This window comes from Denitromonas halophila, from assembly GCF_007625155.1.
In the GTDB taxonomy this organism is placed as follows: domain Bacteria; phylum Pseudomonadota; class Gammaproteobacteria; order Burkholderiales; family Rhodocyclaceae; genus Nitrogeniibacter; species Nitrogeniibacter halophilus.
This window is the reverse complement of the sequence record NZ_VMNK01000008.1, coordinates 1-25,895: the sequence shown is the minus strand read 5'-3', so window position 1 is coordinate 25,895 and position 25,895 is coordinate 1. Positions and strand designations below refer to the sequence as shown.

Annotated in this window: 22 protein-coding genes; 10 read left to right on the top strand and 12 right to left on the bottom strand. The window is 63.2% G+C overall.

Annotated features, from left to right (window positions below; all coding sequences use genetic code 11):
• Positions 1 to 104 precede the first annotated feature (104 nt).
• From FHP91_RS10800 to FHP91_RS10770, 7 genes are all read left to right on the top strand, one after another.
• Positions 105 to 1,358, top strand: coding sequence for a D-amino acid dehydrogenase (locus FHP91_RS10800; protein ID WP_144309615.1), 1,254 nt, complete (start codon positions 105 to 107; stop codon positions 1,356 to 1,358).
• Between the two features lie 46 nt (positions 1,359 to 1,404).
• Positions 1,405 to 1,782 carry a Rid family detoxifying hydrolase gene (locus FHP91_RS10795; RefSeq protein ID WP_144309614.1) on the top strand — a complete coding sequence of 126 codons (378 nt, stop codon included), beginning with the start codon at positions 1,405 to 1,407 and terminating at the stop codon, positions 1,780 to 1,782.
• Positions 1,783 to 1,808: 26 nt separating this feature from the next.
• Positions 1,809 to 3,158, top strand: coding sequence for an alanine/glycine:cation symporter family protein (locus FHP91_RS10790; protein ID WP_144309613.1), 1,350 nt, complete (start codon positions 1,809 to 1,811; stop codon positions 3,156 to 3,158).
• Between the two features lie 407 nt (positions 3,159 to 3,565).
• The gene (locus FHP91_RS10785) at positions 3,566 to 4,504 is read left to right on the top strand and encodes a MurR/RpiR family transcriptional regulator (RefSeq protein ID WP_222105173.1); all 939 of its coding nucleotides are present in this window, start codon (positions 3,566 to 3,568) and stop codon (positions 4,502 to 4,504) included.
• 63 nt (positions 4,505 to 4,567) lie between these two features.
• The gene (locus FHP91_RS10780) at positions 4,568 to 5,350 is read left to right on the top strand and encodes an enoyl-CoA hydratase/isomerase family protein (RefSeq protein ID WP_144309612.1); all 783 of its coding nucleotides are present in this window, start codon (positions 4,568 to 4,570) and stop codon (positions 5,348 to 5,350) included.
• A 2-nt stretch (positions 5,351 to 5,352) separates the two neighbouring features.
• Positions 5,353 to 7,527 carry an acetate--CoA ligase family protein gene (locus tag FHP91_RS10775; RefSeq protein WP_144309611.1) on the top strand — a complete coding sequence of 725 codons (2,175 nt, stop codon included), beginning with the start codon at positions 5,353 to 5,355 and terminating at the stop codon, positions 7,525 to 7,527.
• Positions 7,527 to 8,315, top strand: coding sequence for an enoyl-CoA hydratase-related protein (locus FHP91_RS10770; protein WP_144309610.1), 789 nt, complete (start codon positions 7,527 to 7,529; stop codon positions 8,313 to 8,315). Before FHP91_RS10775 ends, FHP91_RS10770 begins: the two co-directional genes overlap by 1 nt.
• A gap of 106 nt (positions 8,316 to 8,421) precedes the next feature.
• Here the strand turns inward: FHP91_RS10770 and FHP91_RS10765 are convergent, their stop codons facing one another.
• The 4 genes from FHP91_RS10765 to FHP91_RS10750 form a co-directional block, all read right to left on the bottom strand.
• Positions 8,422 to 9,303 (bottom strand): hypothetical protein, encoded by an 882-nt coding sequence (locus tag FHP91_RS10765; protein ID WP_144309609.1) that lies wholly within the window; start codon positions 9,301 to 9,303, stop codon positions 8,422 to 8,424.
• A 224-nt stretch (positions 9,304 to 9,527) separates the two neighbouring features.
• Entirely contained in the window at positions 9,528 to 10,241 is a 714-nt protein-coding gene (locus FHP91_RS10760; protein ID WP_144309608.1) for a haloacid dehalogenase type II, read from the bottom strand.
• Between the two features lie 178 nt (positions 10,242 to 10,419).
• A complete protein-coding gene (aqpZ, locus tag FHP91_RS10755; protein WP_144309607.1) occupies positions 10,420 to 11,109 on the bottom strand; it encodes an aquaporin Z in 690 nt (229 codons plus the stop codon).
• 139 nt (positions 11,110 to 11,248) lie between these two features.
• A complete protein-coding gene (locus FHP91_RS10750) occupies positions 11,249 to 12,241 on the bottom strand; it encodes a bile acid:sodium symporter family protein (RefSeq protein WP_144309606.1) in 993 nt (330 codons plus the stop codon).
• A gap of 85 nt (positions 12,242 to 12,326) precedes the next feature.
• Between FHP91_RS10750 and FHP91_RS10745 the strand changes: the two genes are divergently transcribed.
• The gene (locus FHP91_RS10745) at positions 12,327 to 13,139 is read left to right on the top strand and encodes an AraC family transcriptional regulator (RefSeq protein ID WP_222105172.1); all 813 of its coding nucleotides are present in this window, start codon (positions 12,327 to 12,329) and stop codon (positions 13,137 to 13,139) included.
• 189 nt (positions 13,140 to 13,328) lie between these two features.
• Here the strand turns inward: FHP91_RS10745 and FHP91_RS10735 are convergent, their stop codons facing one another.
• Complete coding sequence (locus FHP91_RS10735; protein ID WP_144309604.1) at positions 13,329 to 14,654, bottom strand: SGNH/GDSL hydrolase family protein; 1,326 nt, start codon at positions 14,652 to 14,654, stop codon at positions 13,329 to 13,331.
• A gap of 110 nt (positions 14,655 to 14,764) precedes the next feature.
• Between FHP91_RS10735 and FHP91_RS10730 the strand changes: the two genes are divergently transcribed.
• The gene (locus FHP91_RS10730) at positions 14,765 to 15,676 is read left to right on the top strand and encodes a LysR family transcriptional regulator (protein WP_144309603.1); all 912 of its coding nucleotides are present in this window, start codon (positions 14,765 to 14,767) and stop codon (positions 15,674 to 15,676) included.
• Positions 15,677 to 15,971: 295 nt separating this feature from the next.
• Here the strand turns inward: FHP91_RS10730 and FHP91_RS10725 are convergent, their stop codons facing one another.
• The 4 genes from FHP91_RS10725 to FHP91_RS10710 all read right to left on the bottom strand — a co-directional run bounded on the left by FHP91_RS10725 (position 15,972) and on the right by FHP91_RS10710 (position 20,779).
• Positions 15,972 to 17,258: a TRAP transporter large permease gene (locus FHP91_RS10725; protein WP_144309602.1), complete on the bottom strand. Its 1,287-nt coding sequence runs from the start codon at positions 17,256 to 17,258 to the stop codon at positions 15,972 to 15,974.
• 4 nt (positions 17,259 to 17,262) lie between these two features.
• On the bottom strand, positions 17,263 to 17,796 hold the full coding sequence (locus tag FHP91_RS10720) for a TRAP transporter small permease (RefSeq protein WP_144309601.1): 534 nt from the start codon (positions 17,794 to 17,796) through the stop codon (positions 17,263 to 17,265).
• An 86-nt stretch (positions 17,797 to 17,882) separates the two neighbouring features.
• Positions 17,883 to 19,109 (bottom strand): TRAP transporter substrate-binding protein, encoded by a 1,227-nt coding sequence (locus FHP91_RS10715; protein WP_144309600.1) that lies wholly within the window; start codon positions 19,107 to 19,109, stop codon positions 17,883 to 17,885.
• A 71-nt stretch (positions 19,110 to 19,180) separates the two neighbouring features.
• Complete coding sequence (locus FHP91_RS10710; protein ID WP_144309599.1) at positions 19,181 to 20,779, bottom strand: GMC family oxidoreductase; 1,599 nt, start codon at positions 20,777 to 20,779, stop codon at positions 19,181 to 19,183.
• Positions 20,780 to 20,929: 150 nt separating this feature from the next.
• Here FHP91_RS10710 and FHP91_RS10705 point away from each other — a divergent pair, with 150 nt between their 5' ends.
• Entirely contained in the window at positions 20,930 to 21,784 is an 855-nt protein-coding gene (locus FHP91_RS10705; RefSeq protein ID WP_144309598.1) for an IclR family transcriptional regulator, read from the top strand.
• 24 nt (positions 21,785 to 21,808) lie between these two features.
• On the opposite strand, the gene FHP91_RS10700 is transcribed toward FHP91_RS10705, so the two are convergent.
• From FHP91_RS10700 to pta, 3 genes are all read right to left on the bottom strand, one after another.
• On the bottom strand, positions 21,809 to 23,689 hold the full coding sequence (locus FHP91_RS10700; RefSeq protein WP_144309597.1) for a methyl-accepting chemotaxis protein: 1,881 nt from the start codon (positions 23,687 to 23,689) through the stop codon (positions 21,809 to 21,811).
• Positions 23,690 to 23,781: 92 nt separating this feature from the next.
• Positions 23,782 to 24,540, bottom strand: a complete 759-nt coding sequence (locus tag FHP91_RS10695) for a sulfite exporter TauE/SafE family protein (RefSeq protein WP_144309596.1) — start codon at positions 24,538 to 24,540, stop codon at positions 23,782 to 23,784.
• Positions 24,541 to 24,545: 5 nt separating this feature from the next.
• Positions 24,546 to 25,559: a phosphate acetyltransferase gene (gene pta / locus FHP91_RS10690; protein ID WP_144309595.1), complete on the bottom strand. Its 1,014-nt coding sequence runs from the start codon at positions 25,557 to 25,559 to the stop codon at positions 24,546 to 24,548.
• Positions 25,560 to 25,895 lie beyond the last annotated feature (336 nt).

Below are 25,895 nucleotides of genomic sequence, written 5' to 3'. Positions count from 1 at the left end.
GATTGGTTTTCCTGCTTTTTTTGCTTCTGGCATGGGGGTTGCTAATTGACTTGGCATTGCGGCGCCTCCCCGGCGCTGCCCATCGACAGCAACGGAGCGGCCTCATGCAAGTTCTTATTCTTGGTAGCGGCGTGATTGGCACCACCATGGCCTACTACCTGGCGAAGGCCGGGCATGAGGTGACGGTGGTGGATCGGCAGCCCGGCCCGGCGCTGGAGACGAGCTATGCCAACGCGGGCGAGGTGTCGCCGGGCTACTCGGCGCCGTGGGCCGGCCCCGGTGTGCCGATCAAGGCGATCAAGTGGATGCTGATGCATCACAGCCCGCTGGTGATCAAGCCCATGCTCGATCCGGCCATGTGGCGCTGGGGCATGGCGATGCTGCGCAACTGCACGACCGAGCGCTACGGCATCAACAAGGGCCGAATGGTGCGTCTGGCGGAATACAGCCGCGACTGCCTCAAGCAACTGCGCGCCGACACCGGCATTCAGTACGACGACCGTACCCAGGGCACGCTGCAGTTGTTCCGCACCCAGAAGCAGCTCGACAGTGTGGGCAAGGATGTGGACATCCTCAAGCAGTACGACGTGCCCTATCAGGTGCTGGCGGGCGATGCCTATCTGCAATACGAGCCGGCGCTCGCGCAGGTGAAGCACAAATTTGTGGGCGCGCTGCGCCTGCCGGCCGACGAGACTGGCGATTGCTTCAAGTTCACCCAGAAGCTGGCCGCCATGGCCGAGGCGCTGGGCGTGACCTTCCGCTTTGGCGTGAATATCCAGGGCATCGACTGCGAGGGCGACCGTGTGACCGGCGTGCGCACCGACGCGGGCGTACTCACTGCCGACAAGATCATTCTCGCGCTGGGTAGCTATTCGCCGCAGTTGCTCAAGCCGATCGGCATCAACATCCCGGTGTATCCGGTCAAGGGCTTCTCGATCACGGTGCCGATCACCGACGCGGCGATGGCGCCGGAGTCGACCATCATGGACGAGACGCACAAGGTGGCGGTGACCCGTCTGGGCGATCGCATTCGGGTTGGTGGTACGGCGCAGTTGTCGGGCTACGATCTGGCGCTCGACGCCTCGCGCCAGAAGACGCTCAATTATGTGGTGACCGATCTGTTCCCGAAAGGCGGTGATGTAAGCAAGGCCGAGTTCTGGACCGGTCTGCGCCCGATGACGCCGGACGGCACCCCGATCCTGGGCGAGACGCGTTATCGCAACCTCTACCTCAGCACCGGTCATGGCACGCTGGGCTGGACCATGGCGGCCGGCACCGGCCGCGTGATGGCCGATTTGATCAGCGGTCGTCAGCCCGAGATCAGCATGGAAGGGCTGACCGTCGCCCGCTATCGCTGAGTCGCACCCCAAAAAAAACACGAACCAAACCAAAGGAGAACCCCTGATGAACGTTGTTTCCACGCCCAATGCCCCGCAGGCTATCGGCCCCTATTCACAGGCCATCGCACTCGAGGGGTTGCTGTTCACCTCCGGCCAGATTCCGCTGACCACCGACGGCAGCAAGGTCGAGGGCGACATCGCCGTGCAGACCGAGCAGGTCTTCAACAACCTCGAAGGCATCCTGATGAGCACCGGCGCGACGCTGTCCGACGTCATCAAGGTCACCGTGTTCATGACGGACCTGGGCGAGTTCGCGGCCATGAACGCCGTGTTTGCCAAGCGTTTTGGCGCGCACCGCCCGGCCCGCTCGACGGTGCAGGTGGTGGCGCTGCCGACCGGCGCCCGCGTCGAAGTCGAAGCCATCGCCCGACTTGCGCGCTGATCGCGCCATTTCAAGGAATCGACTTCATGGAAGCATTGACGCAATTCGTCTCGGCCATCAACGGCATCGTGTGGGGTCCGCCCATGCTGGTGCTGATCCTTGGCACGGGCCTGTTTTTGCAAATTCGTCTCAAGCTGATGCCGATCGCCAAGATCGGCACCGGATTTGCCATGGTGTGGCAGGGCCGCAAGCCGGCCGCTGACGCCCCCGGTGAAATCACGCCCTTTGCTGCGCTGATGACCGCACTCGCTGCCACGGTGGGTACCGGCAACATTGCCGGTGTGGCCACGGCCATTGCCGTGGGTGGCCCGGGTGCGCTGTTCTGGATGTGGATGACCGCGCTGGTCGGCATGGCCACCAAGTACGCCGAAGTGGTGCTGGCGGTGCATTACCGCGAAACCGATGCCAACGGCGAGCAGGTCGGTGGCCCGATGTATGCGGTCAAGAACGGCCTGGGCGCGAAGTGGCGCTGGCTGGGCGCGGCCTTCGCGCTGTTTGGCGGTCTGGCGGGTTTCGGTATTGGCAACATGGTGCAATCCAACAGCATCGCCGAAGCCATGCAGGCGAGTTTTGGCATCAACCCGTGGGTGACCGGGGTTGTCCTTGCCGCGCTGACCGGCTTCGTGCTGCTCGGCGGCGTCAAGCGCATCGGCGCGGTGGCCGAAAAGCTCGTTCCCTTCATGTGTATCGCCTACATTGCCGCCTCGCTGGTGGTGCTTGGGCTTTACGCCGACAAGATTCCCGACGCGCTGACGCTGATCTTTAGCCACGCCTTCAGCCCGGCGGCAGCCACCGGCGGCTTTGCTGGCGCGGCGATCATGATGGCGATTCGCTATGGTGTTGCTCGCGGTATTTTCTCGAACGAGGCAGGCCTCGGCACGGCAGGTATCGCCCAGGCGGCTGGCCAGTCGAAGAACGCGGTGGAGTCCGGTCTGGTCGGCATGATGGGCACCTTCATCGACACGCTCATCGTGTGCACCATGACCGGTCTGGTGTTGATCGTCACCGGCGCCTGGAGCAGCGGCCTGAGCGGCGCGGCGCTGAGTTCCAGCGCGTTTGCCACGGCCTTCCCCGGCGTGGGCGCGGGTTTCCTGGCGATCTCGCTGGCGGTGTTCGCCTACACCACCATTCTTGGTTGGGCGTACTACGGCGAGAAGTGCTGGGAATATCTGTTTGGCACGGCGGTCGAAAAGCCTTATCGCGCACTGTGGACGATCTTTGTCTTGATTGGTGCGGTGTCGCAGCTGGACTTCGTCTGGCTGGTCGCCGACACCCTCAACGCTTTCATGGCGCTGCCCAACCTGGTGTCGCTGCTGCTCTTGTCGCCCATTGTTGCCAAGCTCACGCAAGACTACTTTGCGGGTCGGCGCGGCTGATTCTACAAAACCGGTCCCGGCGCGTCGCGCTGCCGGGATAACGCTCCCAAGACGCTATCCGGATCTCCCTCAGTGTTCCCCGGATGGCGTCGAAACCACGCAGGCTCCCCCGCTTGCGTGATTGTCGGTCCCGACCTTGTGTCGGGGCCGTTTTTTTTGCCGCGGCGTTGGGTGCTCAGAATCGCGAAACAGCACTGAGAGTTGGCTCTTCGCGATCGGATTCCGAATATTTCACTACCGCGCCGCAGCAATGCAAATTGGGTTAATCGCCTTGTCTCGGTCGGTGTTCGCCGACTTGCCATGTGGCACGAAATGCAACTATTCTTGCTGAACGTTGCCATGGCGCAAATTTTATTGCGCACAGATGGGGCGCCACGCCCCGACCTGATCAGGAGTCCGATACCCTCGTGAATTCCCCGCTTGCTTCGGCGCAATGTGTTGAGCCGCTACTGCCGCCGCGCAGTGTGGAGGCTTTGCGCGAGTTGGTGGTGCGTATCCGGCGGGGCGAGGCGGAGGTGTCTTTGGGCAAGAAGGCGCTGGATGTGGTGGCGCGGCTGGTGGATCGCCCCGAAGAAGTGGCGGTGCGCTCGATCACCGAGTTGGCGGGCTGTTTGAGTGTGAATGCATCGACGCTCTCACGCATGGTGCGCAGCCTTGGCTATTCAGGATTCTCCGATTTTCAGAGTGTGTTTCGCGAGCGCATTGCCGGGGCGCACGGCAATTTCTATAGCCGTCAGGCACACCGATTGCTCGACGCGGATGGCGATACCGACGATTACGTGGGTGTGGTCGTTCAGCTCGCGCGCGAGTCGACGGCCAATGTCGACGGCTTTCTCTCTCAACTGGATGCCACCGAATTGCGCCAGGCGGCGCGGCTGCTGGCGCGTGCGCGTCGGGTGCGGCTCTTTGGTGTTCGCCAGATCCATGCGGTGACCAGCCTGCTGTCGTATGGCTTGAGTCTGGTGCGCCCGGATGTGTCGCTACTGGATGCGCCGGGGCAGGGCATTGCCGAGGCGCTGGCGCAGATGGCCAAGGGCGATGTGCTTGTGGTGTCCAGCGTCAAGCCGTATAGCCGCCGCGTGGCCGAGGTGGCGCGGGTGGCCAGTGAGGCGGGTATTTCGGTGATTGCGCTGACAGATTCGCGTGCCTCACCCCTGGCTGCGCGGGCCGGGCATGCGTTTTTCATTCCGCACCAGAGCAGTTTCATCAGCAACAGCATCGGCGCCTATGTGGTGTTTTGCGAGGGGCTGACCAATCTGGTGGCCAAAGAGTTGGGCGGCAAGGCGCTACGGGCGCTGGAGCGGCAGGAGCAGTTTCTCGATGCGCTGGGCATCGAGATGCGATGAAGTGTTTGAACGATTTTGTGCGGTGCGGCCGCAGAACCGAATGCGCAATTCAGAGGAGTGACCATGGCTTACGAAACGATTCTGTACGAGATGAAAAACGGCATTGCCGAGATCCGGCTTAACCGGCCGCATCGCATGAATGCCGTCACGCAGACGCTGTATGACGAGTTGAACGACGCGCTGGGCGTGGCGGAGGCTGACAAGGACGCGCGCGTGGTGCTGCTCACCGGCGAGGGCCGGGCGTTTTGCGTGGGCGCCGACCTCAAGGAGCACAAGACGGGGCGTACCGCTTTTGATCGACGCCAGTATTTGCAAGGCGAGCAGATTGTCTGCAAGCGATTGATGCTCTTGTCCAAGCCGGTGATTGCCGCGGTCAACGGTTATGCCCTCGGCGCAGGCGCCGAAGTGGCGATGGCCTCGGACTTCATCCTGATGGCCGAGAGCGCGCAGATCGGGCTGCCCGAAGTGAGTATCGGCAACTACCTGGGCGGCGGCGTCACCTATTTGTTGCCGCGTCTGGTCGGGCTGGCCAAGGCGCGCGAGCTGGTGTTTCTGGGTGAGCGGATCAAGGGCGAGGAGGCGGTGCGCATCGGCCTGGCCAATCGCGTGTTGCCAGATGATGGCTTTCTGGACGGGGCGCGCGAGTTTGCGCAGCGCATTGCCAGCAAGGCGCCGTTCTCGATGCAACTGGCCAAGGAGCAGCTCAACATGGCCGCCGAGCGCACGCTCGACGCGGCGCTCACGGCCGAGCTCGAAGGCATGATGTTTGTTGGCACCACCAAAGACTGGCAGGAAGGCATCGACGCCTTCGCCGAAAAGCGCACACCGGTTTTCAAGGGGGTTTGAGCATGGCTATTGCAAAACATCAATCACTGAGCGGCCGCAGTCCGCTGCATGAGTTTCTCGCCCCCGACGCGATTGCCATTGTTGGCGCGTCGGCCGACCCGACCAAGCGCGGCTACAAGGCCATGGTCGGGCTGATCAAGGACGGCTACGCCGGCGATATCTATCCGATCAATCCCAAGGCGGACCGGGTGCTGGGCGTCAAGGCCTACCCCTCGCTGGAGGCGATTCCCGGCAAGATCGATCTCGCGCTGATCTGCACGCCGGCGGCGACACTGCCCGGTATTCTGGCCGAGTGTGGCAAGAAGGGCGTCAAGGGCGCGGTGGTGCTGGCCAGCGGCTTCAAGGAAGTCGGCCCGGAAGGTGCGGCGCTCGAAGAGCAGATGATGACAGCGGCGCGGGCGGGCGGCGTACGCATCATCGGCCCGAACACCTCGGGCATGTTCAATCTGCACAAACAGGTCAACCTGCTGGCGCTGTCCAACGTCAAGCCGGGGCATGTGGGTTTCATCTCACAGTCGGGCAACATGTTGCTGTCGCTGGTGCTCGAAGCCGAGCACAACCGCCATGTCGGCTTCTCGACCTATGTCGGTCCGGGTAACCAGGTGGACATCGGTTTTAACGATTACCTGCGCTATCTGGGCGAGGACGAAAACACCCATGTGGCGACGCTGTATGTCGAGGGCTTCCGCGACGGCGAGCGCTTCCTCGAAGTGGCGCGCGACGTGACCGCGGTCAAACCGGTGGTGGTGTACAAATCCGGCTCGACCGAAATGGGCGCCAAGGCCGCCAGCTCCCACACTGGTGCGCTGGCCGGCAGCTATGCGATGACGGTCGATCTGCTGCGCCAGGTGGGCGTCAGTGTGGTGCAGAACTCCGATGAGATCCTGCCCGTGGCCGAGGGCCTGGCGCAGTTGCAGAAGGCGCCGGGCAAGCGCATCGCGGTGATCGCCGACGGCGGCGGTCAGGCGACGATTGCTTCTGATCGGTTGTCGGAGGCGGGGCTGGAGTTGGCTGAGTTGTCTGACGCGACCAAGCAGCGCTTGCGTGAGGTCTTGTTTGCGCAAGCCTCGGTGATCAACCCGGTCGACGTGGCGGGCAGTACCGACGCCGATCCGGCCTTGCTGGCGACCTGCATGGAGATCGTGGCCGACGACGAGGGGGTCGATGCGATCTTTCTCGTTGGCATGTTCGGTGGCTACAGCATTCGTTTTGCCGAACATCTGCTCGGCGACGAGATGCGTGGTGCCGAGACAATGATCGAGCTGGCCCACCGCATCGACAAGCCGCTGGTGATCTATAGCCTGTATGCGCCGGTCAAGCCGCCGCCGTTGCGTCGCCTGCACGAAGCCGGACTGCCGGTGTACAGCTCGCTCGAACTTGCCGTGCGTGTGCTGGCGGCGCTGGGGGAACGGGGCATTTACCTCAAGGGGGCGGCCGAGCAGGTGCCGGCAGCGCCGGTGGTGCCGCACGCCGATCAACTGGCGGTGTTCGCCAAGGCTCAGGCGGAGGGGCGCGACCTGTTCGAGGTCGAGGCCAAGGCGCTGTTGCGCTCGCATGGCATCAGTGTGGCCGAAGAGATTCTGGTCGAGAGCGCCGACGAGCTGGGCAACGTCGCCGCGCATTTTGGCGACCAGGCGCTGGTGATGAAGGTGGTGTCGAAAGACATACTGCACAAGTCCGACGCGGGTGGGGTGAAGCTCTTCCTGCGCGGCGAAGTGGCGCTCAAAGACGCCCACGAGCAGATCATGCGCTCCTGCAAGGCTTATCTGCCGACCGCCGAGATCAAGGGCGTGCTGGTGACCCCCATGGCCAAAAAAGGTACCGAGATCATCATCGGCGTCAGCCGTGACCCGATCTTTGGCCCGGTGCTGATGTTTGGCCTCGGCGGCATCTTCGTCGAAATTCTCGAAGACGTCGCCTTCCGTGCCATTCCGCTGTCGCGCCATGCCGCCGAGTCGATGGTCAACCAGATCAAGGCACGCAAGATCCTCGAAGGCGCGCGCGGCGAAGCGGCGGTGGATAAAGCCGCGCTGGTCGACCTGCTGCTCAAGGTCTCCAGCATTGTCTCGGCCTATCCGCAACTGGCCGAACTCGACCTCAACCCCGTGCTGGCCTACGACGACGGCTACGCCATTGTCGATGCCCGCATCATCGTCAATCGCAAGGACGCCATCTGATGACTCCCCCGATTCTGAAAGACGCGCTGTTGAGCGTCGAAAACCGCGTCGCCACGCTGACCTTCAACCGTGATGACGTGCGCAACGCCCTCACCGGCACCGGCCTGATCGACGACATCGTGCAGGTGGCCGAGTGGGTCAATGGCTGCGATGAGGTTTCCGTGCTGGTCATGACCGGCGCCGGCAGCGCCTTCTCGGCCGGCGGCAACGTCAAGGACATGGCCGAGCGCGGCGGCGATTTTGCCGGCGATGTGGCCGAGTGCGCCGACCGCTACCGGCGCGGCATCCAGCGCATTCCGCTGGCGCTGCACAATGTCGAGATCCCGGTCATCGCCGCAGTCAACGGCCCGGCCATCGGCGCCGGCTTTGATCTGGCCAACATGGCCGACATCCGCGTGGCCTCCAGCAAGGCCAAGTTCGGTGAAACCTTCCTCAACCTCGGCATCATCCCTGGCGACGGCGGGGCGTGGTTCATGCAGCGCCTGATCGGCTACCAGCAGGCCTTCGAGCTGACGCTCTCGGGCCGCATTGTTGGTGCCGATGAAGCCAAGACGCTGGGCATCGTCCTGGATGTGGTGGCGCCGGAACAGCTGATGGCGCGGGCGCAGGAAATCGCCGCCCGCATCGCCACCCAGCCGCCCAAGGCCACCCGCCTGACCAAGCGCCTGATGAAAATGGCACAGCGCATGGAACTGAAAGACTTCCTCGATCTGTGCGCCACCTTCCAGGGCATGTGCCACAACGAGCCGGAGCATCTTGAGGCGGTGCATCAGATGTTGAAGCGGTAGAGAAGGCATGCTAAATAAAACGACAACGGACCTTGCGGTCCGTTGTCGTTTTGAGTCTGCATTCAATGCGATAGCCGAAGATGCGGGAAGTCTTATCTGAGTCCGCTCACTCAGTCTTGACGGGCTTCAGAGTATGGACCAGCTTCCTGTGAATATAGTGTACCCCGAAGCCCATCCCCCCGAATACAGCAGCCGTGTTCATGACTCCCTTGACGCGCATAGTTACATGACTATCGGTTTCCTCAATAAGCTGCGATTTGGCGAAATACAGCTCTTCCGGCATGGTGTAGATTCCGAGCCCCCCCATTTTGTGACCCAAGAGATGCAAACTCCCGAAGTCGACCAACTTCCCTGTTGCGGGAAGTTCTCCTGAAAGATCTCGCTGCATCAAGCGCGTTAGTATCGTGGCCCCCAGAGTGAGTTCTGTCCGGTAGTTTTGGATCTGGCCTTCCGACAGCTGCGCGAATTGAGATGCTGCATACGTAGTCGGCAGGTGGTAGGTATATCTACCAATCCAGCTCGGTGATTGGTCAGTATTCTCAACATGGAAAACGAGAGACAAACGGAATCTGTCGTCGTAGCAATGCTGAACAAACACAAAAGGTTTTGCGACAAACGATGCTCTTGTCTCGGAGGGGAGAACACCCCCGCGTGCCATCGCTTCACGTGCGATAGGCATAGGATCGATACTCAGCAACGATCCTCGGTATTTTTCCGCCATTTTTCGCGTGTTGGCTGAAATGTTGATTGCGCCAAAAATTGGCCCGAGAAGAATGTTTCCCCCGTCGGCCTGAACGACAACGTAGCGCGTTCCTTGCGCTACCGCCGAGTGTCCGGGAAAAAAGTCCGATGAGGGAAGATCCTCGGAGATCGAAAGTGACTTCATTGAACCTATTGTCGTCTCGGGAGGAACACTTTCACGGATGGTCGCGCAACCTGTCACCGTGAGGGCAAACGCCACAATCAATATGCGAGCAATAACAATCATTTTATTTCCGATCTAACGAGAATATCTGGACTGACCAGCCGCATGCTTTTCGAGTCAATTTTGTGGCCGTATAGGGGGCTGAGTGGTCGGCACAGAGTATACCTTGGCTCAGTCATTAAGGGTATGGTGGCCCTGAAGTGGTTCGTGGGAAGTTCTGCTTAGCCTAGAATTCGAGCGGTGTCGGAGGGCGACATCCAGCTGCAGGAGTGGGAGAGAGGATGTTGCTAGACGCATGCTGTTCCAAGCTGCTGTGCCAGGTTAGCAAGACTCCCCGCCGACACATCCACCGCCACCGTTGCCGCCGACTCGCCCAGCCCCGGGCCGAACTCGTCCGGCCGTGCAATGAAGGCGGTTCGCAATCCAGCCTCGGCGGCGGCTGCCAGATCGGATGAATGGGCGGCGACCATCATGACTTCGTCGGGGCGCAGGTCGAAGGCGTCGGCGGCCGATAAGTACACCGTCGGTTTGGGTTTGTAGTCGCGCGCCACTTCGGCGCCGAGGATGGCGTCCCACGGGAAGTCGTTGCGGCGGGCGAGGTCGACCATCAGCGAGATGTTGCCGTTGGAGCAGGGTGCGAGCCGGCAGTGTGGCTTCAGCGTGTGCAGCCCGGCGCTGACGTCGGGCCAGGCATCGAGGCGGTGCCAGGCGAGGTTGAGGTGCTGGCGGGTGGTTTCATCAACGCGGTCGAGGCCGAAGTCAGCGAGCACCACGTCGAGGTTGCGGCGGTGCAGGCGGTCGAGCTTGCAGAACGGGATGCGCCCGGCGCGGACCTCTTCCATGGCGGGCTGGTATTGATCGCGCCAGGCATCGGCGAAGGCGAGGGCGTCGAAGGTGATGCCGCGTGGCGCCAGCGCCTGTTCGGCTTCGCGCGCAATGGCGGTCCGCCAGTCGACCAGCGTGCCGAAGACGTCAAATATCAGGGCTTTGATCTGCTGCATGGGCGCCTCTTCAAGTGATGCCGAACCTGGCGAGTTCGAGAAGGAAGATAGCAGATTCGCGTGGATGTCTGGCGAGGCGCGGGTAGAGAGGTGCTGTGTTTTGGCCTCATGGCGCCCCGCCTCCTGTATCTATCTGGAATTCAGGGGAGGGGCATTTTCTGTGAATAATGTTGCAGCGTCAGTCAGTCTCGCCGCCGATGGCACGGTAAGCCACGGCACCCAACACGGCACCGACGATGGGGGCGATCCAGAACAGCCAGAGTTGGCCGACCGCCCAGTCGCCCACGAACAGCGCCACACCGGTGCTGCGCGCCGGGTTGACCGAGGTGTTGGTGACCGGAATGCTGATGAGGTGGATCAAGGTCAGCGCGAGGCCGATGGCGATTGGCGCGAAGCCGGCCGGGGCGCGTTTGTCGGTGGCGCCGAGAATCACCAGCAGGAAGAACATGGTCATCACCACTTCGGTGACCAGTGCGGCCACCAGCGAGTAGCCGCCGGGCGAGTGCTCGCCATAGCCGTTGGAGGCGAAGCCAGCCGACACGTCGAAGCCGGGCGCACCGCTGGCGATGACATACAGTACGCCACCGGCGGCGATGGCGCCGAGCACCTGCGAGGTGATGTAGGGCACGAGCTGGCTGGCCGAAAACCGCCCGCCGGCCCACAGGCCGATCGACACCGCCGGGTTGAGGTGGCAGCCGGAGATGTGGCCGATGGCAAAGGCCATGGTCAGCACCGTGAGGCCGAAGGCCAGTGACACGCCATGCAGGCCGATGCCGACCTCGGGGAAAGCTGCCGCCAGCACGGCACTGCCGCAACCGCCCAGCACCAGCCAGAAGGTCCCCAGAAACTCTGCTCCGTAGTGTTTCATTGTGCGTCTCTCTCAGATATTGGAGAACGCACTCTAGAGCCCCTGCGGGCGGGCGGACAATGCGGATGTCGTTAAATCGTGCGTCATGGCGGTGACGTTTTGTGTCGGCTTCCGCGCGCGGTCTGATCCGGTTGCGGCGTCACGCCGTGTCGGCCGCGCTCAGTGGCGCCTCGTCGCGTTGCGCGTAGTGCTGCGCCAGCGCGGCGCAGACCATCAGCTGGATCTGGTGGAAGATCATCAGTGGCAAGATCAGCGGGCCCACTGCGCCGCCGGCGAAGAGAATCTGCGCCATTGGCACGCCGGTGGCCATGCTCTTTTTCGAGCCGGCGAAGACGATGGTGATGCAGTCTTCGGTACTGAAGCCCAGGCGCAGCGCCAGCAGTTGGGTGATCCACAGCACCATCGCCAGTAGCAGACAGCACACCAGCGCCAGCGCGAGCAGATCGGCTGCCGGCACCAGTTGCCATAGGCCACCTGTCACGGCGTCGCTGAAGGCGGTGTACACCACCAGCAGGATTGAGCCCTGGTCGATGAACTTCAGCCAGCGCTGGTGGCGCGCCACCCAGGCGCCGATCCAGTGGCGCGCGGCGTGGCCGGCGAGGAAGGGCACCAGCAGTTGCAGCACGATCTTGCCCACCGCGCCGAGCCCCGAGCCGCTGCCGTCGCCGGCATCCATCAGCACCATCACCAGCAGCGGCGTGAGGACGATGCCCAGCAGGCTGGACGCCGCGGCGCTGCAGATGGCGGCGGGCACATTGCCGCGCGCCATCGACGTGAAGGCGATGGCCGACTGCACCGTCGCGGGCAGCACCGACAGGTAGATCATGCCGCGGTATAGCGTCTCGCCCACCAGCGGCAGAATCAGCGGCTTGAGCGCCAGCACCAGCAACGGAAACAGCACGAAGGTGCAGGCGAACACCAGCGCATGCAGGCGCCAGTGTCCGGCGCCGGCGAGGATCGCCGCGCGCGACAGGCGGGCGCCATGCAGAAAGAACAGCAAGGCAATGGCCAGGTGGGTGAGCCCGCCGAACACGGTGGCGCCGCGCCCCACGGCCGGCAGCAGCGTGGCGATCAGCACGGCGACGATCACCGCGATGGAGAACGGGTCGAACAGGCGTCGGAGGAAGAGCATGGCGAGCTCCGGCTTGCGTTGAGATAAGGCACACGGTAGCGTGCTCTAAACCTTCCGACTAACGCAGATAGGCGGTCAAATGTCGATGAACGGACAAACGCCCGGCGCAATCGCCCGCCAGCTCAGCGAACTGACGCAATTGCCACGCCCCCTCTATGGCCATGTCGAGGCCTTGCCCAACCGGGTGCTCGGCTATCGCCACCGCCACCCGTGGGGGCAGTTCGCCTATGCCGAACAAGGCGTGCTTGAAGTGCGTAGCGCTGCCGGGCGATTCGTGGCGCCGCCACAGCGCGCGGTGTGGATTCCCGCCGGCGTGATGCATCGGGTGGTGTGTAGCGCGCAGACGCGCATCCGCAGCCTGTATGTGGCGCCCGAGATGCCCGGCTGGGCGACCGACCGTTGCCGGGTGCTGGTGGTCAGCCCGCTGCTGCGCGAGTTGATCCGCGCCTTCAGTCTGGTGCCGGAAGCCTATGATGAGGCCGGCCCCGACGGTCGGTTGGCGGCGGTGCTGTTCGACCAGATCGCGGCCGCGCCCGAGGTGGCGCTGATGCTGCCGCTGCCGACGGATGTGCGGCTGCGGCAGTTGTGCGACCGGGTGCAGGCGCACCCCGACCGGCGTGTCACGCTGGCCGAGTGGAGTGCACGCGTGGGGGTGTCGGAGAAGACTTTGAGCCGGGTGTTTGTGCGCGAGACCGGCTTGAGCTTCCGTGTCTGGCGTCAGCGTGTGCGCTTGCTCGGCGCTTTGCCGGCACTGGCGCGCGGCGAGCGGGTCACCGATGTGGCGCTGGCCTGTGGCTACGATTCGCTGTCGGCTTTCATTGCGGCGTTCAAGCAACAGTTTGATGCGACGCCGGGGGCGTTCGTGCAGGCCAATCGTGACCTGTCGCAGGTGGGGTGAGGCGGGTTGAACGCGGCATCGCCCCGCCAACGGCCGATTGCGATTTTCGTCCCTGAGGGGCGACAAAAACCGGACCATCAACGCAAGGGGCACATTGCCCGCGCCCGAGTACGAACGGGTCATCGGCGGCAAGACGATGCGGTTGGGCCGTTCCGGGTGTTCCAGGCGATAAGGCGTGAACTGCATGGTTCAACGTGCCGGTGAGATCTTGAGCGAAATGTCAGCAGGCGGGGCATCGAGTCCAGGCAACAAGGCTTCGAGATTGACGGCGTCGGCCATCGCACGGTTGCCTTCATCGCCGGGGTGTAGATGGTCGCCGGAGTCGTAGCGCGTAGCGATCCTGGCTGGATGGTGGGGGTCGCGCAGCACCGCATCGAAGTCGATCACCGCGTCGAATACGTCACCATGGCGAATCCAGTCGTTTACCTGCTGGCGCAAGACGTCCTTGTCGGGGTGGTAGTAGTTGTCCAGCGGCGTGCCGGGCAACGCACCCTCGAACGGCGTCAGCGTTGCGCCGATCACGCGAACGCCATGACTGTGGGCTTGTGTGACCAACTGCCGGTAGCCTGCCGTCAAATCGTCCAGTGTCGGTCTGCGCGCGTCCGGTGCGAAAGCGGTGCCTGGCCAGGAAATATCGTTGATGCCCAGCGTCACGATCAGGCTACGAACCCCCGGTTGGGCCAGCACGTCCCGATCCAGCCGCGCCAGTGCGTTGGCGCCCATGCCATCGGACAGCAGGCGCGCACCAGAGATACCGGCGTTGACGACGGCAACGCCGTGAGGCGCCAGGCGAGCGGCCAAAAAGTCAGGCCAGCGGCTATCTTTGTCCAGACTGGCTGTCGCACCATCTGTGATGGAGTCGCCAAGCACCACGACCGCTCGTGCGGCTTGTTCGGTTTCGACCTGAATTCCCGTTAGCAGCGGGCGAGCCGTGGTGCCGTCGGCCTTAGTCAGTTTCAGTGCCGGCGCCGAAGTCTGATCGCCGGGGACGATCCAGCCCGTCTGCCGACCGTCCCAATGGAATGTACTCACCGGCGTCGTATCCGGCAGGTAGAGGCTAACTGCCACCTGCGCCAGCGAAGACACCGGCAAGGCTACAGGGTCGCTGACCAACGTTGCGCCGGGCAGGATGTTCGCTCCTTCCCGGCCGCCAAACGTCACGGTACGCAGGCTGTCGGTGATTACTCCGCCGCGCTGCTTGGGCTGTGCGACCGTCGCCTTGCCCACGGTCAGGGGCTGGTTGCCGTAGGTGTTGGACAGCACGATCCGCAAGCGGTGGCCGCCCAAGCTGATGCGCGCCACTTGACGCACGGTTTCGCTGCGCAATGCCGGCGGGACATTCGTGGGAAACAGGAAGTCCGATCCCCAGACCTGCTGGGGGCTGGCTTGCCAAGTTGCCACCCAAGCCGGCGGGGCGGCCATCGCAGGTGCGAAAGCTATCGTGCTGCCCGTCGCCAATGCCAAGATCAGCACGGCCGAGGCACGAGAAAGAAGTGATGTTGTGGGTTTCTTCATGTTGGTGAATTCATTGGCCGTTGGTGTGGCAAGTATGAATTCACAGACCAATTTGGAGTAGGCTGGCCGAAGGAAAATGATTTGTGAATTGAATTCACAGGTGAGGTGTTGTGGCTCGCTCGGAAGTCAACCGATCTGGCGAATTGGAGGTGTTCGTGCGCGCCATCGAGCTGGGCGGTTTCTCCGCCGCTGCCCGTGCCTGTGGCATGACGCCCTCGGCGGTCAGCAAGCTGGTTTCTCGCTTGGAGCAACGCTTGGGTACACGCTTGGTAAACCGCTCTACTCGGCAACTCCAGCTCACCGCCGAAGGCTGCGCCTTCTACGAGCGCGGTGTGCGCATCCTGGCCGACCTGGAAGACGCCGAACGCTGCGTGAGCGCGCACGCTGCGCCTCGCGGTCGCCTGCGCGTGAATGCCAACGTACCTTTCGGACACCACTTTTTGCTGCCGCTGGTACCCGAATTCCTGGAGTGTCATCCCGACGTGACCCTGGACATCGTGCTGACCGATGAGGTCATCGACATCCTGGAACAGCGCACTGACGTGGCTGTTCGCGCTGGTCCGCTGAAAAGTTCGAATCTGGGGGCGCGCAAACTGGGCAGTACGCGCATGGTGATCGTAGGCGCACCAAGCTACCTGACTCGCCACGGCACGCCCGCTATACCGGAAGAACTACTTACGCATAATCGCCTGGGGGCGAACTACAAGCGAGCGCAGCCCGGCTGGCCATTGCGAGACAAGGACGAAAATATCGTTTTTCCAGTGACTGGCAATGCGCAGGCCAGTGATGGCGAAGCCTTACACCATTTGGCTTTGTCCGGTCTGGGGCTGGCACGCCTGGCAGCCTTTCAGGTACGGGACGACATAGCCGCCGGCCGGCTGGTGCCGGTGCTTGAAGACTGCAATCCGGGCGATGTTGAGGAAGTCCACGCTGTCTATGTTGGGCAGGGTGGCTACCTGCCACTGAGGGTGCGTGCTTTTCTGGACTTCTTGGCGGAGCGGGTGAATATCAGCCAAGGCTAGTGCGTGTTCACCGTAGCCCGATGCAGGTGCATGTGACAAAGCGTTGAGCCGAGAAGCCCGCTTGTCATGGTGTGTGGTGAGGCGACGAAGATGCTTGGGTTGGTTGAAGAAGCGCTCGACCAGATTTCTTGCCTTGCCGCGGTGCTGGTCGGTCCTGCGTTGGATGGTAGGGACGCTACGGGGCGGGATGTCGCTGGCAACTGCCGCCATGAGAGCAGCAGAAGAAGGTGGTGCGGTAGGTGGGTGCCATCGCCGATGCCCTGAACGCGAACGCGTCAGGGCATCGGCAGGGGGGTCAGCCCGGCGCCGGTATCAAGCCGAGCGACAGCCACGGGATGAAGGCGATGATCAGCCAGGAGATGATCAGACCGATCATGTACATCACCGCGAACTTCACCAGTTTGGCGTAGGGGATGCCGGTGACGCCGCTGGCCACGAACAGGTTGAGGCCGAAGGGCGGGGTGATGAAGCCGATAGCCGCGCCGACCAGGAAGATCACCGAAAAATGCACCGGATCCACCCCCGTGGCCACCGCGATGGGCGCCAGGATGGGGGCGAAGATGACGGTGACTGGCAGGCTTTCCAGAATGCAGCCGGCGGCGAGCACGATGGCCATGCACACCAGCAGCACGACGATCTCGCCGTCACCGAACCAGGCCACGAAGGCCTGCACCGTCTCGGCTGCGCCGAGCAGGGCGAACACCTGTTGCATGACGATGGAGATGGCGATCATCGGCGCCAGCATGCCGGTGAGCTGACCGGAGCGCAGCAGGATGTCGGGCAGGGCCTTCCACTTGATTTCGCGCGTGATCAGCAGGCCGGCGATGAGGCAGAAACCCACCGTGATGGCCGCCGCTTCGGTGGGCGAGAAGATGCCCGAGTAGATGCCGAAGATGACGATGAAGATGGCGAAGAAGCCGAGGTAGGCGCTGCGCGCGGTGCGCAGCACACGGCCCATGTCGAGCGGCGTGACCGAGCCCCAGCCGTGCTTGCGGCACATCCACCAGCACACCAGCTGCATGGCGATCACCATCAGCGCGCCCGGCAGGATGCCGGCGACGAACAGGTCGGAAATCGACAAATTCATCAGGAAGCCATAGACGATGAAGATGATCGATGGCGGGATGATGATGCCGACCGTGCCGCCGGCGGCAGCCGTGGCCGCGGCGAAGCGGGTGTCGTAACCATCCTTGACCAGCAGCGGATGCATGATGCCGCCGATGGTGGCCGTCGTTGCCGAGTTCGAGCCCGAGATGGCGGCGAACAGGCCGCAGGAGCCAATCGTTGCCAGGCCGAGGCCGCCACGCATCCAGCTCAGGCAGGCGTGGGCAAAGTTGGCCAGGCGGGTGGCGATGCCGGCGGCGGCGATCAGGTCACCGGTGAGGATGAACAGCGGCAGCGACAGCAGGCCGAAGAAGTTGAGGCCTTCGAACAGCGTGACGCCGATGTTGGCGAGCGTGAAGTCGATGACGATCGATACCCCGGTCACCCAGAAGCCGATGACCAGAAAGATCGGTACGCCGACCAGGAACAGGATGCCGACGCCAATCGTGACGAGTGTGATGAGCAGTGTTTGGTCCATGGTCTCAGTCTCCGCCGATGGTCTGGATGTCGACCAGGAAGGGATCGCCGCGGCGATAACGGCCGATGTCTTGAATCAGGTTCTGCAGCGCGCGGAACATCAGCAGGCCCCAGCCGATCGGCGTAGCGAGATAGAACCACCACTGCATGATGTTGTCGGTGCCCTGCACGATGGCGAAGTTCATGTAGGCCAACTGGGTCTGCTCGATGGTGAACCAGGCCACCATGGAGCCGAAGCTGATCCACAGGATGGCGTCCAGCCACATCATGGCGAACTGCCATCCGTAGGACATGCGCAGGCGAAACTCGTTGAACACGAGGTGGGTGCGCTGGTTGACGTTGTAGGCGCAGCCGACCCAGGTGACCCACAAAAACAGGTAGATCGGGATCGAGGAGCTCCAGGGAATCTGGGTGCTGAACACGTAGCGCTCGAAGACCGCGTACACAATGATCAAAGCCATGCTTGAGTAGGCGATCAGTATGAGCGTGCGCTCGGCGTGGCGGTCCAGCCACCGAAGTATTGCCATCAGGAAAGACATGAGGTGGCCTCCGAAGTCAGGGGGGTGTGCCCGCCCCGGTCTGCGCCGGGGCTGGGCGATGGGATGCGCGGAGTGTCAGGCGCCGATCAGGCGCTCTGCCACCAGCGGCGCGGCTTCACGTCGGCAACCGGCAGGTCCTTGGGGATCTCGCGCGCGATGGTGAAGATCTCCTTGTACACATCCTGACCGCCCGACATCTTGTTGAGACGCTCGCGCCACTCTTCCCACGGCTTGGGTTGGTACTCGGGCGAACACATCTTTTCGGCCTTGAGAATTTCGGCGTCGGACAGCGTCGCAACGCGCACGCCGTTTTTGCCGAATTCGGTGTTCGGACCCGGATTGGGCACCGCGCCGACGACTTCGATCAGCGCTCGTTCCTGTTCGCGCTGGGTGTATTGCTGCGCGTCGTAAGCCGTTTCCATCACGATGTCGCGCAGCGTGGAGGGCAGTTTTTCGAAGGTCTTGTTGTTCATGGCGGTGTGTTCGGTACCGCAGAAGAACTTCAGATCCACCGCTTGTGACAGCACCGGCGACATGTTGGCGTAGGCGGCTGCGCCCATCCAGGTTTCTGCGCCGTCGATCAGGCCTTGCTTGAGGCCGTCGAGGGTCTCCTCCCAGGCGAGCGGGATCGGGTTGAGATTCATCAACTGCATGGCGATGCGGCCCAGCTGGGTGCCGGTGACACGGTTCTTGGTGCCGGCGAGGTCATCGACGCTGGTGACCAGCGGCTTGTCGGCGAACTTTTTGCCCAGCATGATGCCGCGCAGCTCGCAGTGGGTGTAGAGGAACTGGATGTTGTGCCGCTTGCGCAAGGGTTCGCGCAGCAGCTTCTCGCTCTTCGGGTGATAGAAGAAGTGGTGCTGGGCCGCGCGCGACGGGAACATGTAGGCGAAGTCGAGCACGTTGTAGTAGGGCGCTGAGCCGGCCGAGTTTTGCGTGCTGGCCGAGTAGATGTCCACGATGCCCTGTTGGGTTTTCTTGACGCAGTCGAGCTGGTTGCAGATGGCGTTGCTGCCAATGAACTCGATCTTCATCGCGCCGTTGCTGCGCTCCTCCAGTTGCTGGGCAAACCACAGCTGGCCCGACTCCTGAATCTTCAGGTTGTTTTCGTTGAAACCCGATGCGCCAAACTTGAGCGTCACCAGCGGGGTGCTGGCGGCACGTGCATCGGCGTTTTTCGAGGCTGCGTGGGCGACGCTGCTGAGTGTCAGCGGGCCGGCGACGGTCGCCGCAGCAAAGGCGGTTGACGTCAGACCGTAGCGACTCGCAATGCGCAGGAATCCACGGCGGTCGAGAGTGTTGTCGTTAGCCATTTGAGTGTCTCCTCTGGGTGGCAGGGCGGGCATGATTGCCCTTGTGAAGCGTTCTATAGGTATCGCGATGTTCAGCGCGTGTTGTCGGCCAGGATCATGTCGGCTGCCTTTTCAGCGATCATGATCGTCGGCGCATTGGTGTTGCCCGAGACCAGCTCCGGCATGATCGAGGCATCGACCACGCGCAGATTGCCCAGCCCGTGCACCTTAAGGCGTGCGTCGACCACCGCCATCGGGTCATTCCCCATCTTGCAGGTGCCGGCCGGGTGGTAAATGGACTGGCTGTATCGGCGGGCCGCGTCGAGCAGTTCGTCGTCGGTCTGGAACTGCCGGCCGGGCACGAACTCGTCGATGATGTGTTTCTTGAGCGAGGGCGCATCGGCAATCGCCCGCGCCACCTTGATGCCGCCGATCACCACCGGGTGGTCGCGTTCGTCTGACAGGTAGTTGGGCTGGATCGCCGGATACTTGAGCGGATCAGCGCTGGTGATGCGCACATGGCCGCGGCTGAACGGGCGCAGCTGGCAGACCGAGGCGGTGAAAGCCGAGAACGGATGCGCGCCTTCGCCCGGCTTGTCGGCACTGAGCGGCTGCATGTGGAACTGGATGTCCGGGCGATCCACATCCGGGCCCGAACGCGTGAAGATCGCCACCTGGCTGGCGGCGAGGGTCAGCGGGCCGGTGCGGTTGAGCATGTACTGCATGCCGATCCACAGCTTGTTGATCGGGTTGTTGACCTCGTCATTGAGCGTGCGCTCGCGGGTCTTGAGGACCAGCCGGACCTGCAGGTGGTCTTGCAGGTTCTCGCCGACGCCGGGCAGATCGTGAAGCACCGCGACGCCGGCTTTTTGCAAGACCTCGGCCGGGCCGACGCCCGAGTTCTGCAAAATCTGCGGCGAGCCGATGGCGCCCGAGGCCAGAATGACTTCGGCCTTGGCGCGGGCTTGCAGCAGCTTGCCGCCCTTCATGTACTCCACGCCGACGGCGACCTTGCCTTCGAACAGCACGCGGGTGGTCTGCGCGCGGGTTTCTACGATCAGGTTGTCGCGGCTGCGCGCCGGCTTCAGGAAGCCCTTGGCCGTGCTCCAGCGAAAGCCCTTGTGCGCGGTCTGCTGAAAGTAGCCCACGCCTTCCTGTACCGCGCCGTTGTAGTCGTCGTTGTAGGGGATGCCGATGTCTTTGGCCGCGGCAATGAAGTGATCGGCGATCGGGCGGCGCAGGCGCAGGTCAGAGACCTTCAGTGGGCCGCCGACACCGTGGTACTCGCTCGCTCCGCGCTCCTGGTCTTCAGATTTCTTGAAGTAGGGCAGCACCTCGGCGAAGCTCCAACCCGCGTTGCCCAGCGCGGCCCAGCGGTCGTAATCTTCGTGCTGACCGCGGACATACAGCAGGCCGTTGAGCGAGCTGGAGCCGCCCAATACCTTGCCGCGCGGCCACTGCAGCTGGCGCCCGGCGATGCCGGCATCGGCCTCGGTCTTGTAGCACCAATCGTACTTCGGGTCGTGCATGGTCTTGAAGTAGCCAACCGGGATGTGAATCCACGGGTTGTTGTCCGGGCCGCCCGCTTCGAGGAGCAATACGCGGTTGGCTGGATCGGCCGACAGGCGATTAGCCAGTACGCAACCGGCAGAGCCGGCACCGACCACAATGTAGTCAACGTCGATGGACATGTTTCTCGTCTCCTGGGGTTCGGTCGATGACACGGTGTGTCCTACCGAAAATCTAGTTATAAATGAAACGTATCGTTCCAATAAATCCTTGAATGCACTATTGTGGCAGTGAGATGAAAAGCCAAGCGCTATTTGCACAAGAGGCCTGAAATGAAACGAAACCCGGACGAGACGAACCAGAATCGCACTGCAACATCGATTGAGCCTGTTTTTGACGATGTGGAAGACGCGGCCACCTCGGGCGCCAATGAGGACATCCGGCGCTTGCGCCCGCTCACCGTGCTGGAGTTGCTGACCCACTCACCGCAACCGCTGACGCTGGCGCAACTGGCGCTTCAGATGCAGGTGCCCAAGAGCACATTGATGCGTCTGCTCCATTCGATGGAGGCACAGGGTTATGTGTTGCACATGCCGGCTGATCGCGGCTATGTGACCGGCACGCGCTCGGTGTCGCTGGCGCTCAACACCTTGCGCGGGTCGAACATGCGCCGGGAGTGTCGGGCGGTGCTGCGCGCGTTGGTGCGGCGCCTGGGCGAGACCTGCAACCTCACCGTGCCCGACGCTGGGCGGGTGCTCTACGTCGAGCGGGTCGACACGGCCGAGCCACTGCGCATGTATGTGCAGCCGGGCACCTGGGTGCCCATGCATTGCACCGCCAGCGGCAAACTGTTTCTGGCCTCGATGTCATTGCTTGAGCGGCAGGCGGTGCTCGCGCACATGCCGCTGCCGCGCTCGTCGCCGCGCACCATCACTGACCGGGCCGCGCTGGAGGTCGAGCTGGACCGCATTGCCAAGCGCGGCGTCGGCATCGACAACGAGGAATTCGTGCGCGGCATGATCGCGGTCGCCGTGCCGGTGCGCGACCACGAAGGCAAATTGGTGGCGGCCATCGCTTGCCACGGGCCGAGCGCACGCGTGTCGCTCGAGGACTTGCTCGGCAACGTGCCGCAGATGCGCACCGCTGCCGAACTCATGCGTGATGTGTTGCTGCCGCGCGAGGCGTGACGCGGGGGCGGGCCCCCGGCGTGCTCAGACTTTAAATCGCGCCAGCAGCGCGTTTTGCTGGCCGATGTGCTCGACCATGGAGGCGCATAGACCAACCCGCGTCTTCGCCCCGCCAGCAACCTCCTGACTGATGTCGCGGATGCTGCCGGTGCGCTGATTCAACTCGCCGGCCCGTGTGCTTTGCGCCTTGGCGCTATCGGCGATCTGCAGATTCAAGTCGTTGATTCGGGTAATCGCCGTTCTGACTTCGCCAAGAATGGTGTTCGCCGTGCTGGCGTCTTCGACGGTCTGGACGGCGGTTTTGCTGCATTGGCGCATGTTGTTCTCGGCAAGCGTCACGCCGCTTTGCAGCTGCTCGATGATGTTGCGGATTTCGCCGGTGGACTCCTGTGTCAACGATGCCAGGGTGCGCACCTCGTCGGCCACCACCGCAAAACCCCGCCCCGACTCGCCTGCGCGCGCCGCTTCAATGGCCGCGTTGAGTGCCAGCAGGTTGGTCTGATCGGCAATGCCGGTGATCTTGGCCAGAATGCTGTCGATGTTCTTGCTCAGCTGCACCAGCTTGTTGATCGACTGGCCCGTGTCGCTCAGGTCATTGGCCAGGCGGCCGATCGCGTCCGAGGACTGCGAGACCACTTTCACGCCCTGCTCGGTTTGGGTGTTGGCGGCCTGGGCGGCCTGGGCGGCAGCGGCCGCCTGATCGGCCATGGAGATCGCTGTGCTGTTCATGCCATCCATTTCAGCGGCGAGCTGATCGAGTTCTTCGAGCTGGCGGTGGAGCCGGCCGGCCGCGGTTTGTACCTGGCTGGAGGTTTCCGAGCTGGCTTCGCTAACCTGACTGGCCTTGCCCATGACGTTGCCGATCAGCGACTGCAGTGACTCAACAAAGCGGTTGAACTCCTGCGACAGCTGCGCGACCTCGTCCTTGCCATCGGCCGGCAGGCGGCGGGTCAGGTCGCCCGCGCCACCGTTGATCTCCTGCAGGGCCTGATGCAGGCGTTGCAGCGGGGTGAGCATGCGGCCCATCAGCGCGGCCAGCACGATGATGCTGAGGACCACGCCGATGACCGTGCCGATGATCGCGCGCACGGTGGCCGCTTGCGCCTCCTGCATCAGCACGGCTTTATCCAGCGCAATGCCGAGATACCATTCCATGCCTTTCAGATGGGTGAGCGGGGTAAAGGACACCATCAACTCCTTGCCGCCGCTTTGTACTGTGGCCAGCGTGGCCTGGAGCGCCGGGCGCTGGTTGTCGAACAATTCCTCATAGGGTTTGCCATTGCGGCTGGCGTCCGGGTGCGAAATGATTTTGCCGTTGCCCGCCATCAGGAAGGCCTGGCCCGCGTCATTGAGGTCCAGCGCGTTCACCGCCTCCGATATGGTCTTGAGGCTCAGATCGCCGCCGAAGGCGCCCATGAACTGGCCTTTGTCGGTCAGCTTGGCCACCGCCGAGATCAGGATCTCGCCGGTGGCCGCGTCGGCATAGGGCTCGGTGAGCGCGGCGCGGGGGCTGTCCTTGGCCACGGGATACCAGGGCCGCTTGCGGGCGTCCCAGCCGGTCGGGTTCCAGCTCTGGGTGTTGGTGATGCGTACGCCGTCGGTTTCCAGGCCACCAAAGATCAGCAGGAATTGCTCTTTGAGAATCGGCTGGTCGAAGACCTGCTGGATGTGCTCTGGCGTGAATTCGGCGTCCACGCTTTGCGACATCATGTCGATCAGTTGCAGCTTGCCGTTGAGCCAGTTCTCGATCTGCCGCGCCAGCGCGCTGCCCGATTGCGAAATGCTCGACTCGGCCTGGCTTTGCAGGCTGCTGCGTAATTGACTGACCTGAATCCATGACAGGATGCCGACGGTCAGGAATAGGACGGCCGCGGCCGCGATGCCGACTTTGTGGGAAATCTTCACGATGCATGTCTCCGTTGGGCTGCGCCTTGAGCGCAACTCGGGTTAAGCCCAGATCGACGTCTGGTTTCCGGTGTTATCGGGCATGTGGCGGTTTACTGAAGGGCGCTGACCGCGGAGGTGATCAGGCTCAGACCTATCAGGATCAGCACGCTGAAGGCGATGCGCCTGAGCGTGGTCGGTGCGACCGGGGGCGGGTAGCGTCGTCCGGCAAAGGCAGCCCCAGCAACCAGCACGGAGGCGAAACCGGTGAGTAGCCAGACCTCGGTGGTGAGCCCGCCCTGGGCGCCGACGAACACGGTGCGGCTGGCCGAGGTGAAGGTGAACACCAGCAGCAGCATGCTGCGCACCGCGGGCAGTTCCATCGGTTGCCGATAGAAATGGAAGATCACCGGGGGGCCGGCCATACCGAACAGGCCGCCAAACAGACCCGCGAGCACGCCACTGACGAAGAAACTGCGGTTGGGCGAGCGTTCGGCCAGCTGGGTGGGGCGTAGCGCAAAGACGATGCCGCTGTAGGTGATCACGACGCCGAGCAGCAGCTTGAGTGCGGTGGCCGCGACCACGCTGAGATAGTCGAGCAGCAGCACGCCGGCGACAATCGCCGGCACCACGCCGATCAGCACCGCGCGGGCCGCCGGCCAGTCGATGAGATGCAGATTCCCGCGCAGCGCGATCGCGCTGTTGATCAGCGCCATCAGGCTGACCACCGCCGCCACCACCGGCAGCGGCGCCAGATCGAAGCCGCTCGCCGCCCCCATCACGATCATGCCCAGTCCAAAACCGGTGACGGTCTGGAAATAGGTGCCGATGGCGAAGAAGGCCAGCAGGGCGATGAGGGCGGGATCGGGCATGCCGGTCAGGCCTTGGCCGCGGCGGCGCTGTGGCCTTGCACCACAGTGACAGCGATCACATGGAACACGTCCTCTGCGCTGCAGCCGCGCGACAAATCGTTGGCCGGCAGGCTCAGGCCTTGCATGAGCGGGCCGATGGCCACCGCGCCGCCGACCCGTTCGGCCAGCTTGTAGCCGATGTTACCGGCTTCGAGATTGGGAAAGATCAGCACGTTGGCGTTGCCCTTGACCTGTGAGTCCGGCAGCTTGCGGTTGGCAATCTCGGCCACGATGGCGGCGTCGAGCTGCACGTCTTCATCAATTGCCATGCCCGGGCGCTGTGCCTTCACACGGCGTGCGGCCTCGACCACCTTGTCCACGGCTGCATGTCGGGCGCTGCCGCGTGTGGAGAACGATAGCATTGCCACGCGCGGCTCTTCCATCAGCAGGTCGCGCGCACTGTCGGCAGCGGCCATGGCGATTTCCGACAACTCTTCCGCGTTCGGATCAACCACCAGCCCGCAGTCCGAAAAGATCAGCCCGCCTTTGAGCGAGTGAAACGGCTCGCACATCATCATCAGGAAGAAGCTGGAGATCAGCTTGAAACCGGGCTTCACGCCCAGGATCTGGATGGCTGCGCGCACCACGTCACCGGTGGTGTGGACCGCACCCGACACGGTGCCATCGGCGTGGCCTGCCTTGACCAGCAAGTTGGCGCAGATCAGCGGTTGGGCGGCCTGCTCGGCGGCCTGCTCGCGGGTCATGCCCTTGTGGCGGCGCAGTTCGAACAGGGCGTCGGTTAGTTCGGGCATGAGCGGGGAGTCGGTCGGATCGACAAAGTCGATGCCGTCCAGCGGCAGGCCTTCCTTGGCGGCGAGGGCTTCGGCGTTGGCCCGGCTGCCAACCAGGATGATGCGGGCGATGCCTTGCTGGGTGGCGCGGACGGCGGCGGTAAGAACACGCGCGTCGTCGCCTTCGGAGAGGGCGATGCGGCCCGGTGCTTTGCGGGCCTGCTCGATGATGCGATTCAGTGCTTTCATGATCATCAGCTCCAGTGTCGGGTGGCGGGTGAGCCCGTCAGCCAACGGAAAAAAATATGCCGGAACGATGCATCGGGGGAAAGATGCTGACGTTCCGGCAAAGCCTCTACCCCGTTATGCGAGGGTGGGGCGAGGCGGGAGGAGAAATACGGTCAGGGCGGCCCTTAAACGTAGTCTTTGTACTTATCAAGGAAACGCACCGGCTTGGACAGTGCATCGCGTCGGAACGGATCGCCCAGCTCGCGGGTACACATGATCTCGATGATGGTCGTCTTGCCCTCGTTCATCTGCGCGTCGATGGCCTTCTTGAGCGCCGGGCCCACGTCCTCGATCTTG